Source organism: Microcoleus sp. F4-D5, from assembly GCF_036704885.1.
Lineage (GTDB): Bacteria > Cyanobacteriota > Cyanobacteriia > Cyanobacteriales > Microcoleaceae > Microcoleus.
Window position 1 is genome coordinate 1 of the sequence record NZ_JAUBSX010000122.1, and the last position, 13,357, is coordinate 13,357.

A 13,357-nucleotide genomic window follows, 5' to 3' on the forward strand; every position below is an offset into this window, starting at 1 on the left:
TTTTTGGCTGGCATTTTTGTAGAGATTGACTAAACTTAATTTTTATTATACCCTATTTAAAGGTACAACAGCTTATCGAGCGCCGGTCTCAAAAATTTCTAAAGCCCGATCGCTCAATTGATTTTTCAAAGCGTGGGAAGCGAAAGCACCGCCTGCAACTGATAAACCTCCGAATAAGGCTGCGGCTGCTATAAAAATGCGCATTAAAATTAGCGTTGACATAATATTTTTTTAATTGGGAATAAACAAGAATAAAGAAGGAATAAGGAAAAGCGAAAAACCTCTAATTGTCGCTCTCGAAAGTGCGCGGTGCGTGCCCTATTTGTCATAGCGGGCGAGAGGGAAACAATCGCACAGTATAGAGGTTCACTGACGTAACTCTGGGAAGGGAAGGTGCGCGGTGCGCACCCTAGGCTATGATAAATTAGCTTTTTTGCAGATACGTTTAACCTATTTCCGCACAGCTTCCAGCAAGCGAGAATAGTAAAAGCTAGTGCTAGTCATCGCTGTTCTGTTAATCGCAAAACCATTGTTTTCTAAGATTTTGATAATATCAGCTTCGCGGTGCTGATAAGCGCGGGTAGTTTTGCTCGGGCCGGGGAAAAGTTCGCCAAATTTTTTGAGGGCGGTTAGTGCTAAAGTTTTGGGGGCAAAACTGAGAATTAGTCGCGATTCGGCGATCGAACTTAGGTGAGCGATCATTTCCGCAGCTTTATTTTGAGGATAGTGGATCAGCACGTCCAAACAAATAACCGTGTGAAATTTGCCCGTTAAAGCTTCCAAATCTTGGGCTGCGAAGGAGATGTTGTAGAGCTTGCCGGGAACTGCTGCTGCTCGATCGTAGGCTTCTGCTACCATCTTTTCAGAGATATCGCTAGCGCAAACAATTGCCCCAGCCTCAGCCAGAGGAATGCTCAGAGATCCCACACCGCAGCCGGCATCGCAGACGGAAAGCCCGGGCAAATTCCCGTCAGCTTGCAGCCATTCGATGACTGTATCCACCGTTTTCTGATGCCCGGTGCGGATGTCTAGCTGAACTTTATTGACTTTCCCGTCACCGTAAATTCGCTGCCAGCGATCGAATCCCGTCGAGTTAAAATACTGTCTAACTATAGTCTTGTCGTCTACCAAATTCATCGATCTGCCTGCTGCTGAGTTATTGCCAACGGTTAGATATTATATAGCAATCCGGTTTGGAAAACCCGCAACTTGCAACAACCGATTTTTGCTTGGCGATTTGAGATGTTAAATTAAAACCGCCAATCTCCAATCTCAAAACTCAAATCTCAAATGGTATAACGCCTTAAAAGAGTCGGTGCCAAGTCAATTCCTTTGTCGGCACATTTAAATTCCAGCGTAACAATTGAGTTGCCGATTGACCAATAATTCCCGAAATTCCGATCGCACTTCTGGGAGAGTCCGTTGCCAGGGCTATCGCACTTTCGGCATCGCAAATCCCCCACTTCACCAAATTCTGGACTCCCGCCAACAGCGGCAGAGTTGTACCCGCCAAAGTAGCAGATTCCAGGGGCGAGTGGTAATCTAATCTTACCCAAGCCGTACCTTTTCTGACTTCAATTTGTCGGGAATCCCAAGGATAAACACCGTCAGGCAAACCCAAAGGAGCCAAAGCATCGCTCACTAAAAAAACGCCTTTTTCATACCTACCAGCGCGCAGCAAAAAATCAATCATTGTCGGAGAAACGTGCTTTCCGTCAGCAATTAAACCGCATTTTACGCCCGGATAAACGATCGCCGATCCCAACAAACCAGGTTCTCGGTGGTGCAAACTCGGCATCGCATTAAAAGCGTGAGTTACCATTGAAGATCCCCGCTCAAATGCTTGCTCAGCTTGCTCTGCCGTCGCTTGGGAGTGTCCGAGACTGACGGTAATTCCCAAACTTTGCAGATAGGGAATGACTTCGCCAGTGCTGTCTAACTCCGGTGCTAAAGTAATTATTTTGACAATACCGGCACAATCTCCTAGAACTTGCTTGACATTTTCTATAGTTAGCGGTAGTAAAAACTCAACTGGGTGAGCTCCTCGCTTTTGGGGGTTGAGAAAAGGGCCTTCGAGGTGAACGCCGATAATTTCCGCTGTTTTGGTTTTATTTGTTGCGGGAGCAGCGGTTTTTGCAGTCCGCATATAATCAGCTATCGTCGAGAGCGATCGCCGAAATTTATCGAGCGAAGTTGTTACCAAAGTCGGCAAATAAGCATCTACTCCTTGATACCATAAAAACTGACAAATTTTAGGTAAAACTTCAATATGCTTGTTTTCTAAATCTGGAAAAGCAAAACCGAGAGCGCCGTTAATCTGCAAGTCAACACCCCCCAGAGAAAGCCAATCACCTGCTGCATCCAGCACTTGCAAATTGGGAGGAGAAATTCGTTTAAATACGGCGTCCATCGGGAAAACTTCTTGAATGATGCCCGTTTCGTCAACAGCAATCATCTGCAAATCCTTGTAACCGGGGAGGCGAACATTGAGAATATCTGTGGGGGCGGCAGTTGGGGTTGTGGCTTCAGTCATCCGATTTTAGATTTTAGATTTTAGATTTTAGATTTTAGATTTGCTCCGATGGATAAATCTGGGGGCTGGTTATCAGGATGCGGAACTTTTTGCTTTCTGTATGCCGGCTGGTGAGCAAATTGCTTTCGAGCCTGAGTTCTGCTATAAAATATCTAAATTTTAGTTGACGCCATAATTTAAAATTACCATTAATCTGAAATCTCACATCTGAATATTTTATGAATCAACCGACAGTTGGAATTATTATGGGCAGCGATTCGGATTTGCCAACCATGAAAGATGCGATCGCAGTTTGCGAAGAATTCAATATACCTTGCTCCGTGGCGATCGTCTCGGCGCACCGCACCCCCGAGCGCATGGTGGAATACGCCCAAACCGCGCACCAACGGGGCTTGAAAGTAATTATCGCAGGTGCCGGGGGAGCGGCGCACCTCCCGGGCATGGTAGCATCTTTAACGCCTTTGCCAGTAATTGGCGTGCCGGTACCGAGCCGCCACCTGCAAGGGGTAGATTCGCTGTACTCGATCGTGCAAATGCCAGCCGGGATACCCGTAGCGACAGTGGCGATCGGCAATGCTAAAAATGCTGGCTTGCTGGCAGTTCAAATATTAGCAGCTTACCAGCCAGAATTGCTAGAGCGAGTCTTGGATTACCGCAAAACTTTGTCCGAATCAGTAATCAAAAAACAAACTCAGCTAGAAGAGCTAGGGTATCAAAACTATCTCAACATGAACAAATAATCCATAAACTTTTGTAGTAAAATTGGAAAGTTTTCCGAATATTGCTGAGCTTACTAGCCGTAAAGAGGGTAAAAGTGATTAAAATGACTGTCGCAAAGAAAAAGTCGAAACAAGTCAGGCGGGATGGTTTAAATTTGCCAGCAGCAAAATTTTTTACGAAAGTTAACAGGTTGAAAAAGTTACCGCGGGCGATCGCCCGCCTCACTCCAAGTTGGCAAGCCTGCATACCAATAGCAGCAATCATCGTCTTGGTGTGGGGATATGCGGCGGTAGCCCAAACAGCTCCCGCACCAACCACCGAGGAACAATTAGCCAGCCTGAAGGTGGGCATGGATACCATGTGGGTCATGGTGGCGGGGATGCTCGTGTTCTTTATGAACGCCGGTTTCGGTATGTTGGAAACCGGTTTTTGCCGCCAAAAAAATGCGGTTAACGTGCTGTCCAAAAACTTGATTGTTTTTGCGCTGTCTACGATCGCGTTTTGGGCGATCGGCTTTGCCTTAATGTTCAGCGACGGCAACGGTTTTATCGGCAGCAGCGGCGGATTTTTTCTGTGGAATGTAGCCGACAACAGCCCCGCCACAGGAGACGCTTATCAAGGCATTTTCAGCGCATTAAACTGGACGGGAGTCCCCCTCAACGCTAAATTCTTTTTCCAATTAGTTTTTGCGGGAACTGCTGCGACGATCGTTTCTGGAGCCGTTGCAGAGCGAATTAAATTCCTTGAATTCTTAATTTTCAGCTTGCTGCTAGTAGGCATTGCTTACCCGATTACCGGACACTGGATTTGGGGCGGCGGCTGGCTGGCAGACGCAGGCTTCTGGGATTTTGCCGGTTCGACAGTGGTTCACTCGGTAGGCGGTTGGGCTGCTTTGATGGGAGCGGCATTTTTGGGGCCGCGGATCGGCAAGTACCGCGACGGCGATACTGTGGCGATGCCGGGACACAATATGAGCATTGCCACCCTGGGCTGTTTGATTTTGTGGTTGGGTTGGTTCGGGTTCAATCCCGGTTCGACAATGGCAGTCGATCCAAATGCGATCGCCCACATTGCCCTCACCACCAACACCGGCGGCGCATTCGGGGGAATTGCTGCAACCATTACTGCTTGGCTGTACCTGGGCAAACCCGACCTTTCGATGATTATCAACGGCATCCTCGCCGGCTTAGTCGGCGTCACAGCTAGCTGCGCTTGGATCAACGTGCCCAACTCTGCCATAATCGGCACGATCGCCGGTATCCTGGTAGTTTTCTCCGTAACTTTCTTCGACAACTTGAAAATTGACGACCCTGTAGGGGCAACTTCAGTTCACTTAGTCTGCGGCATCTGGGGAACTCTGGCAGTTGGGCTGTTTGCTGACGGGCCTACAACTGGACTTTATACCGCAGGCCCGGCAGCCGGATTGCTTGTGGGCGGAGGTTTCGGTCAACTCTGGGCGCAGTTGGTCGGCATTATCTCTGTAGGCGGGATGACCGTGCTGCTGAGTACGATTTTTTGGATGGCACTCAAAGCTTTGCTGGGTATCCGCGTTTCTGCTTTAGAGGAGGCTGAAGGTTTGGATATCGGCGAACACGGCATGGAAGCTTACACGGGGTTTGTGAAGGAAACGAGCTTGGACAACAGAAGTGAGACCAGCTACGGCGGTTATGCAGAGGGTTCTGGGGGGAGGAGTACCAAATTGTAGAACGTGCGCTCGATCGACAAATGCAGCTTTTGTACGCTATATTAGCGGTTTGTAGGCTAATTCGCGCCTTCATTTAGAACAAGCACAATCTAAAACAGTCGCCCACCGATGCAATCCCGGACGCATTCGCGACACTCAAAAACCCGGTTTATGCTTCAGAGTCTCTTGCTAAAATCAGGCAATTTCTTTAAGGAACCGGGTTTTTGCCTCCAGGATCGTATTAGGGAAATTTTCGCTCAATTGCTGCTGCTTTGACAAATCAGATTTCTGTGCCAGAAAGTTTAGTAGCCAGATTTTTTATGGTAGAGTAGTGCGAAAAAGTAAAGTTCTGCATCGCCATCGCGCCCAACACATCACTGTGCTTGATTCTTACCAGAATTGAGGCGAAAATTGAGCGGTAAAATTGGATGCAGCAATGAGTGCCAATTATTCGGTGTGGGGCCTGCAAATCGCTTGAGTTTATGGAGAAGTTTGGAGGAGTTAGCAGAAGTAGAACTCATAAATCCCTCTTAGGGATGGAAGTTAGCCGATCGAAAAGTGTTCCGGTTTGGGCTTTGCTATCTCTGGTAACGAACGGGGTACTGATACTCACAGTCGCTCAATTAGTGCTGCGGGGACACAACTTAACAGAAAGCTCTCCTGCGAGTGCTGCACTGACGGAAGAAGCCGCTGAGGAAGAAATTCGCCAGTCTACAAACTCTGCAAAGGCAATGCTAGACGTGCCCGTTCCGGGACAACGACACAAATGGACTTACCAGCAGTGGGTGACGCAGTTGGGCCGCGAAGCTGAGGCGGCGGCGGCGAATCGACCCCCAAAACTGAGTGTTTTGGCTGGGGATTCTCTGAGTATGTGGTTTCCGACGAAGCTGTTACCGCCCGATAGAATTTGGCTGAATCAAGGGATTTCGGGGGAGACTTCCGTGGGTTTGCTGAAGCGGTTGCAGTTGTTCGATCGAACTGCGCCGGATACAGTGTTTGTGATGATCGGGATTAACGATTTGTTGCGGGGGGCAAGCGACGAAGGGATTTTGGACGCCCAGCGGCAAATTATTCGCGATTTGCGGTGGGCTCACCCTAAAGCACAAGTGGTGGTGCAGTCGATTTTGCCACACAGCGGGGAACAAGCTACTTGGGAAAATCGGGACCGGCTGTTGGCGATTCCTAACAGTCGGATTCGGGCAATAAATCGACGGCTGAAAGAAATTGCTAGTTCCGAAAATGTTTTGTATCTGGATTTGCACCCGCTGTTTGCGGATGCTGACGGCAATTTGTTAACCGAACTCAGCACGGACGGCTTGCACCTTAACGATCGAGGTTATCTGGTTTGGCGATCGGCCCTGCAAATGTTCGATCGGATGCAGTTGAAAAATGAGTCGTGAGTCATTAATTAGAAGGATGAAGGATCGAGTCATATTCTCCCCAACTCTACCGAACTCAACACTCTCCTCAACTCCCCCTCCCGAACTACTCTGCTTTCACCTGCTACGTCAAGTAGCGGGAGATAGATTAAGAAATATGATAGTTAGGTATTTAGTATAGGGTGATACAGAATCACAGTTTGCACAAATGGTGCAATCCAAAAAGCACAGACCGTTGGGTTAATAGTTGATGAGTTTAGATAAGTCCGGTTATACGAAGTCGGGGGGTTGAGGATTTGGGAATTATCTATTGAAGATTTGTTCCGCTAAAACAGGGACTGAAAACTAAATAACTATTGCATCTAAAATCCTCGCATCTAAAATCGGCTCGGTCTTCCCTGAAACTTGCTGAGTATGAGAAGGTACAACTAACGTGATCAAAAAAAGTTTAACGATCGGCATCATCGCGCTGTGGCTGTTAAGCGGGCCGCTGACGGACAATGCCTTAGCTCAAGATGCTGCTGGTGCTGCTGCGGTGGTGCCGAATCCGATCGACACCGGCGATACGGCCTGGATGTTGGTCTCCTCAGCACTGGTATTGCTGATGACACCGGGGCTGGCGTTTTTCTACGGAGGGCTGGTGCGATCGCGCAACGTCCTCAACACCATGATGATGAGCTTAGTCATGATGGGACTGATCGGCGTCACCTGGACTCTGTGGGGCTACAGTTTGGCTTTTGATGTCACCCCCAGCAACCTCAATGATAAAGGGTTTGCCCAAGGACTCGAAACCTTCATCGGCGGCTTCGACTGGATGTTCTTGAACAAGGTCACGGCGGACACACCAGATCCGATCGGCTACGCACCGACCATACCCCACCAAGTCTTCATGGTGTACCAGATGATGTTCGCGATCATCACTCCAGCCTTGATTTCCGGGGCGATAGTCGAACGGGTAACATTTAAAACATATTTCTGGTTCGTGCTGCTGTGGTCTACCTTCATCTACTCTCCCTTAGCCCACTGGGTTTGGGGTAAAGGCTGGCTGGGGGCGATGGGAGCTCTCGACTTTGCCGGCGGCACAGTCGTGCACATCAGTTCCGGTGTTTCTGCCGTTGTCGCAGCTTGGGTAATCGGGCCTCGCAAAGACCACTTGAACAAGCCCCACACCCCCCACAACGTACCCTATGTCTTGTTGGGAATTGGGATGCTGTGGTTCGGCTGGTTTGGCTTCAACGGCGGTAGCGCTTTGGGATCTGGTTCTTTAGCAACAGTGGCTTTTGTCACCACGATGATTTCTACAGCAGCCGGCGGTTTAACTTGGACAATCGTGGAATGGGTGCTCAGAGGCAAACCGACAGCAGTGGGAATTGCTAGCGGTTTCCTAGCGGGATTGGTGGGCATCACACCTGCGGCTGGATTCGTGCTTCCAGTCGGGGCGCTTTTGATCGGATCGATCACTTCGGTTTGCTGCTTCTTTGCCGTTAGTTTCCGGGCTAAGCTGGGATTTGACGACTCTTTGGATACATTCCCGATTCACGGCGTCGGCGGAACTGTGGGCGCGATTCTGACTGGCTTCTTTGCGACTAAAGCCGTTAACCCTCTCGGCAATGACGGGCTATTTGCCGGGAATCCGGGGCTAATCGTCACCCAGTTTGTAGGCGTTCTAGCTACTTACGTGTTTGCGGCTGTCGGCACTTTTGCGATCCTGAAAATTCTGGGACAGTTTATGGAACTGCGAGTGCCGTCCTCTGCTGAAGACAAAGGTTTGGATATTGACCTGCACGGGGAAGAAGCTTACGGTGAGGATTTTGCCGGCGGTTTCAGTTCGTTTGAATCCGGTTCTCCTTTTGCGCCGAAGAAGATTTGAAGCTGATTTTCTGTGGGAGTTCGATCGTGTAGAGACGCAGGTATCTGGTCTCTACGCTTTTTTTTGAGTTTTTTTAACAAACCGCTTTCGTCGCGTTCATTCTTTCTTTGCTCTCAATTCAGTGTGTCGATCGTATAAATAGCATATCCCCTCTGCGCTACTGAGCCAATAATCCCGATCGCACCCCACGCATTCTAAAATCAAAGGTAATTAACCTAGATTTCTACTCGATACCGCATGGATACTAAAGCTTTTAAACGATCGCTCCAACAGTCTGAAAACTACCACCGCAAGGGTTTCGGACACGAAGCTGAGGTAGCTGGGGTAATGCAGACTGCTTATCAAAGCAGTCTGATCCAGCAAATTCGCGACAATAATTACAGGCTGGAACGCGGCGCAGTCACGATCCGGCTGGCTGAGGCTTTTGGCTTTTGTTGGGGGGTGGAACGCGCTGTAGCTATTGCTTACGAGACTCGCCAGCATTTCCCCGCCGAACGGATTTGGATTACTAATGAGATTATTCACAATCCGTCTGTAAATCAGCATTTGCGGGATATGGAAGTTGGTTTTATTCCTGTTGAGAAGGGGCAGAAAGATTTTTCGGTTGTCGATAGCGGCGATGTGGTCATTTTACCGGCTTTTGGGGCGAGCGTCCAAGAAATGCAGTTGCTTAATGATAAGGGCTGCAAGATAGTTGATACTACTTGTCCTTGGGTTTCTAAGGTTTGGAATACTGTTGAAAAGCACAAGAAGAGGGATTATACTTCGATTATTCACGGTCAATACAAGCATGAGGAAACTGTTGCTACGAGTTCTTTTGCTGATAAGTATTTGATTGTGCTGAATTTGCAGGAAGCTGAATATGTCAGCAATTATATTTTGCACGGGGGCGATCGCGATGAGTTTCTTGCTAAATTTAGCAAGGCTTATTCTGCTGGTTTTGACCCAGATGTGGATTTGGAAAGTGTTGGTATTGCCAACCAAACTACTATGCTCAAAACTGAGACGGAGAAGATTGGTAAGTTATTTGAAAAAACGATGATGCGGAAGTTTGGGCCTGAGAATTTGGACGAGCATTTTCAGAGCTTTAATACTATCTGCGATGCGACTCAGGAACGGCAAGATGCTATGTTGAGTTTGGTTGAAGAAAAATTGGATTTGATGCTGGTGATTGGGGGTTTTAATTCTTCTAATACTACGCATTTGCAGGAAATTGCGATCGACAAAAATATTCCTTCTTATCACATTGATTGTGCGGAGCGCATCTTACCGGGAAATCGGATCGAACACAAGCCTTTGGGGGGAGATTTGGTCGTAGCTGAAGGTTGGCTACCAGATGGTAAAATTGTGGTGGGCGTGACTTCGGGTGCTTCTACCCCTGATAAGGTGGTTGAGGATACGATCGATCGCATTTTGGCGGTGAAATCCGCTGCGGTTGCCTAATTATATCGTTTCCCCTGGCATCGGAATAATCATTTGGCGAGTGCAGTGCGATCGTCTCGCTGTGTTTGCGATCCAGACGCTCGATCGCGCTTGCAAACAGAGTATTATTCCGATGTTACCGCATTTGATGTTTAAATAATTGTCGGGTGAGGTTCGAGAGTCACCTCTCTCCCCTCCCCTAAGAACGCAGCATGAGAGTTTCCAGCTCACTGCGCTCAAGCCTTATTTCAAGCGAGATTTGACTTGGGTTTTGTGTACCTGTTTATGGCATGGTTTATGCAAATGCTGAAGATTTTCCACGTCGTCAGTTCCACCCTCAGCGACAGGTAATATGTGATGGGTTTCGATTTCTTCCCCGTTGAGTAAAGGTTCGCCACATTCTGGACACTTCCAGTTTTGGTTTTCTGCTATCGTATAAAGTTTAGTCCCTTTATCAAAGCGGGTTTTTCCAAGCTTCTGGTGGCGTTTTTCCCAATACTCTTTTAACGAGGGGTCGTCGGGGCTAGCGTCACCCTTGACTTTTATATGGCGCACGATAGAAGTAGATGCAATTTGGTAAAGGATAAGTTCTTTGTCCTTAACCCGTCTGTCGCTTGTGGTGCAAGCGAATGTCCATCGTTTGCCTTTAATAGTCTTGAAGTAACGTTTGCGTATCCATTTTGAGTTTTTGTTGGGATGCCGACGCTTCGCCCAACGCCAAAGGTATTGCCATATCCGATGATGGATATAACCGAAGGTTTCTTTGCTCACCACCCCTTTGTAGTAGTAAGCAAAACCTCTGAGAATTGGATTAAGCTTTTTGATTAAAACTTCTTGTTCTACACTGCTGAGGTTTTTGATTTCTTCTCCTAGGCGCTTACAGAAGGCTAACACCTTCTTTTTGGACGGCTTGATGAGAAGTTTTCCATCGTAGTGTCGGGAGTTGAACCCCAAGAAGTCAAAGCCATCTTCCATTGACGTGATAGCCGTCTTCTCAGCGCTTAGTTCAAGACCTCGTTTTGACATCCATGCTTGTATCAGATTTTGGGCAATTTCGAGACTTTCCTTGTCTTTAGCCGTAACAATAAAGTCATCGGCATATCGCACCACACCAAGTTTTGAGTTGGTGGCTTTTATGTAAGTTTCTAAGCCATGGAATCCAATATTGGCTAATAGGGGTGAAATAACCCCGCCTTGTGGTGTGCCTTGTTCCGTAGGATTTAGTTTACCTTGAAACACAAAACCCGCTTTTAACCATCCTTTGACAAGTTCTCTTTTGGGGAAATTACTCATCATGGACAGGATGGATTCATGGGGGATGTTGTCAAAGAATCCCTTGATGTCAGCTTCTAGAACCCAGGTGTCCCTGCCTGTTTTGCTCGTACAGGTTCGTATGAAGCCTTGTTCTATGACATCTTGACAGCTTCTTCCCGGTCGAAAACCATACGAGTGTTGCTCGAATACGGCTTCCCATTCAGGCTAAGCGTGAATTCTTTACTATTGCTTGTTCGATTCTGTCGCGCCGGGATACTGAGCGGTCGTTTCTTCCCGTTAGGCTTCGGTATCTCCACCCTCCGAGTCGGTTTGAGGTTTCCCCCATTCCAGTTGTTTACCAGAGTCACCCGTTGCGACGGGGTATTGACCACTTCTTTGTCAATTCCTGCCGTTGCTTTGCCTTGATTGGTCTGGGTGATACGTCGCACAGACAACAGTAAATTTGCGTGGCTTCGTAGCATCAATTTTTGTAAGCTTCGTAGCTTACGGAAGTTACCAACTTTTCTCGCACGAAAGATTCTCGCTCCGTAGGTTTCTAACAAGTTTGCTAACCTTCTTCCAGTTAACCTGGTTCCAGTCTTCAAGTCGTTTCCTCAGTCCGTTTGTTGTCGTATTTGACATCATCTAACTTGTCCTCGGATTTGATTCCTTTGTCGGGTTTACTTTCGTATAAGACCCAGAAGAAGTCTGCTTTCCTTTCGGTCAGGGATTATGTTTCAACTCCTATCTGGCTCATTACAAGCCAGCATTCGCTTTTTCTTCCATCCTCTACCCTCCTAAGAATTCTGCTTCGGTTGCCCTTGGCTTACTATCGGTATCGACCTCCGATAGACTCAGTAGGGTTTATCCTGTTGTATCGCTTAGTTGTCTGTTCTGGTTTAGGTACTATCTATTCTGCGGTGAGGGTTATATTCACACGATTTATGAAGGTTAAAATCATAAATCTACTCACTTACCTTTTGGTCGAAGCCTATCAGCCTTATTTGGCTTCCTATCCAGTAACGCAGTTTAAGTGATAGTTCACTTGCGTTTACCATTCAAGAACTCCCCTTTGCTCCTAACCAGTTTGGGCTGCCAGTTTCGGCTACGTTCGTGGTCTGCACTCCGTCCTTTCATTGCTTGCTCGGTACGTGACCGGAGTCGCTTAAGAGTCTTTTACGTAGGGGTAGAGGGTGTGAATCCTCTAGGGAAGTAGGCTTCCCGTACTAAACGACCAGTTCAGGTCGCGCTCAACCGATGAATTCTCTGCTGTTACCCGATCGCTCGCATTTCTGATGCTATTCACCCGCGTCATCGCTTCTGTGAATTTCTCCCTGCCTCTAACAGATTATTTTTTAAATAAAATATGAAAAATTTGCCTTTTTTTGTGGGTAAAAAGCTTGACTTGGCTAGCTTGACAATGTATTATTTAATAATAGAAATATTTGCAAAATTTAAATTTATCTCACTATTCCCATTATCTAAATAATACCCAAAAAATCAACTTAAGTCAATAGGTAAAAACACTTTTCTTTGCACCGCAATTTGAAACTGCCAAAGGAACACGAACGATACAAAAATCGATGCAAAAAAAGGCGAATTCCGCTTTGCAGGCTATGCTAGATTGTCTGGTTTCTGGCTGAATCAAAAGACGCAAGAGAGCGATTTATTGCATCTCCGACTTAAAAGGGCTGCGAGGAGGAGCGAGGCTCAACTACACACAAGATCGATCGCACATTTGAGCCTTAAAGTTATAGGCTTTGGCCCCCGTATCAGACAGGGCCAAAAATTTGAGTAGTCCGCATCCAGCTACAATAAAAAAAAGCAGGACTCCCACGCCGACTATTTCATGAACAAATCCTTGACTCGCCAAATCACCGCAGGCATTGGAATGGCATTGGCGCTGCTAATTTTCAATGCGGCAACGTCCTACCGCAACACTCTCAAGTTAGTCGAAAACGAACGCTGGGTGAGCCACACTCACCTAGTTTTAACCGAACTCGAAGCCACGCTTTCCACCTTAAAAGATGCTGAGACCGGACAGCACAGTTATTTGCTGACAGGAGAAAAAAGGTATTTAAAACCCTATCACAGCGCGATCGCCCGCGTCAACGAACAAATAGTCGGGTTGCAGCAGCTAACCGCCGACAACAACCGACAGCAACAGCGCATTCGCGACTTGAAAATTGCGATCGACTCTAAATTAGCCGAACTTGAAAAAACTATCAATCTGCGACGCGAACAAAACTTAGAAGCAGCCCTGCAGCAAGTAAAATCCGGTAGGGGAAAGCAAATCATGAACGGCATTCGGCAACAGATAGCCACCTTGACTGCTGAAGAAACTCAGCTATTGCAGCAGCGCGCCCGAGAATCTCAAGCCAGCGCTAATTTGACAATCCTGACTTTTACCGTTGCTGCTTTATACCATTTTTCTAAAGTTATGCTAGAGTTACCTGAAAAGTAAAGGAGAATATTAAAATGTCTGGGCGTCCTCA

At 47.3% G+C, this 13,357-nt stretch carries 11 protein-coding genes; 6 read left to right on the top strand and 5 right to left on the bottom strand.

Annotated features, from left to right (window positions below; genetic code table 11):
* Positions 1 to 72: 72 nt before the first annotated feature.
* The 3 genes from QUA80_RS31445 to nagA all read right to left on the bottom strand — a co-directional run bounded on the left by QUA80_RS31445 (position 73) and on the right by nagA (position 2,533).
* Entirely contained in the window at positions 73 to 222 is a 150-nt protein-coding gene (locus QUA80_RS31445) for a hypothetical protein (RefSeq protein ID WP_333428853.1), read from the bottom strand.
* Between the two features lie 228 nt (positions 223 to 450).
* Positions 451 to 1,137 carry a magnesium protoporphyrin IX methyltransferase gene (gene bchM, locus QUA80_RS31450; protein WP_333428854.1) on the bottom strand — a complete coding sequence of 229 codons (687 nt, stop codon included), beginning with the start codon at positions 1,135 to 1,137 and terminating at the stop codon, positions 451 to 453.
* Between the two features lie 166 nt (positions 1,138 to 1,303).
* The gene (gene nagA / locus QUA80_RS31455; RefSeq protein ID WP_333428855.1) at positions 1,304 to 2,533 is read right to left on the bottom strand and encodes an N-acetylglucosamine-6-phosphate deacetylase; all 1,230 of its coding nucleotides are present in this window, start codon (positions 2,531 to 2,533) and stop codon (positions 1,304 to 1,306) included.
* A gap of 218 nt (positions 2,534 to 2,751) precedes the next feature.
* On the opposite strand from nagA, the gene purE reads away from it, so the two are divergent.
* The 5 genes from purE (at position 2,752) to QUA80_RS31480 (ending at position 9,629) form a co-directional block, all read left to right on the top strand.
* On the top strand, positions 2,752 to 3,273 hold the full coding sequence (gene purE, locus QUA80_RS31460) for a 5-(carboxyamino)imidazole ribonucleotide mutase (protein WP_333428856.1): 522 nt from the start codon (positions 2,752 to 2,754) through the stop codon (positions 3,271 to 3,273).
* Positions 3,274 to 3,356: 83 nt separating this feature from the next.
* The gene (locus QUA80_RS31465; protein ID WP_333428857.1) at positions 3,357 to 4,958 is read left to right on the top strand and encodes an ammonium transporter; all 1,602 of its coding nucleotides are present in this window, start codon (positions 3,357 to 3,359) and stop codon (positions 4,956 to 4,958) included.
* A gap of 461 nt (positions 4,959 to 5,419) precedes the next feature.
* Positions 5,420 to 6,337, top strand: a complete 918-nt coding sequence (locus tag QUA80_RS31470) for an SGNH/GDSL hydrolase family protein (protein WP_445302312.1) — start codon at positions 5,420 to 5,422, stop codon at positions 6,335 to 6,337.
* Positions 6,338 to 6,749: 412 nt separating this feature from the next.
* Positions 6,750 to 8,186 carry an ammonium transporter gene (locus tag QUA80_RS31475; RefSeq protein WP_333428858.1) on the top strand — a complete coding sequence of 479 codons (1,437 nt, stop codon included), beginning with the start codon at positions 6,750 to 6,752 and terminating at the stop codon, positions 8,184 to 8,186.
* Positions 8,187 to 8,423: 237 nt separating this feature from the next.
* Entirely contained in the window at positions 8,424 to 9,629 is a 1,206-nt protein-coding gene (locus tag QUA80_RS31480) for a 4-hydroxy-3-methylbut-2-enyl diphosphate reductase (protein ID WP_333428859.1), read from the top strand.
* Between the two features lie 222 nt (positions 9,630 to 9,851).
* On the opposite strand, the gene QUA80_RS31485 is transcribed toward QUA80_RS31480, so the two are convergent.
* Entirely contained in the window at positions 9,852 to 11,018 is a 1,167-nt protein-coding gene (locus QUA80_RS31485) for a reverse transcriptase domain-containing protein (RefSeq protein ID WP_333428863.1), read from the bottom strand.
* The gene (locus QUA80_RS31490; protein WP_333428860.1) at positions 11,015 to 11,467 is read right to left on the bottom strand and encodes a reverse transcriptase N-terminal domain-containing protein; all 453 of its coding nucleotides are present in this window, start codon (positions 11,465 to 11,467) and stop codon (positions 11,015 to 11,017) included. The genes QUA80_RS31485 and QUA80_RS31490 overlap by 4 nt, the downstream gene beginning before the upstream one ends.
* A gap of 1,244 nt (positions 11,468 to 12,711) precedes the next feature.
* Between QUA80_RS31490 and QUA80_RS31495 the strand changes: the two genes are divergently transcribed.
* Positions 12,712 to 13,326 (top strand): CHASE3 domain-containing protein, encoded by a 615-nt coding sequence (locus QUA80_RS31495; RefSeq protein WP_333428861.1) that lies wholly within the window; start codon positions 12,712 to 12,714, stop codon positions 13,324 to 13,326.
* The last annotated feature ends 31 nt before the right edge of the window (positions 13,327 to 13,357 follow it).

Coding starts and splice junctions, on each gene's coding strand:
- QUA80_RS31445 (WP_333428853.1), bottom strand. CDS start 222: ATGTCAACGCTAATTTTAATGCGCATTTTTATAGCAGCCGCAGCCTTA.
- bchM (WP_333428854.1), bottom strand. CDS start 1,137: ATGAATTTGGTAGACGACAAGACTATAGTTAGACAGTATTTTAACTCG.
- nagA (WP_333428855.1), bottom strand. CDS start 2,533: ATGACTGAAGCCACAACCCCAACTGCCGCCCCCACAGATATTCTCAAT.
- purE (WP_333428856.1), top strand. CDS start 2,752: ATGAATCAACCGACAGTTGGAATTATTATGGGCAGCGATTCGGATTTG.
- QUA80_RS31465 (WP_333428857.1), top strand. CDS start 3,357: ATGACTGTCGCAAAGAAAAAGTCGAAACAAGTCAGGCGGGATGGTTTA.
- QUA80_RS31470 (WP_445302312.1), top strand. CDS start 5,420: ATGGAGAAGTTTGGAGGAGTTAGCAGAAGTAGAACTCATAAATCCCTC.
- QUA80_RS31480 (WP_333428859.1), top strand. CDS start 8,424: ATGGATACTAAAGCTTTTAAACGATCGCTCCAACAGTCTGAAAACTAC.
- QUA80_RS31495 (WP_333428861.1), top strand. CDS start 12,712: ATGAACAAATCCTTGACTCGCCAAATCACCGCAGGCATTGGAATGGCA.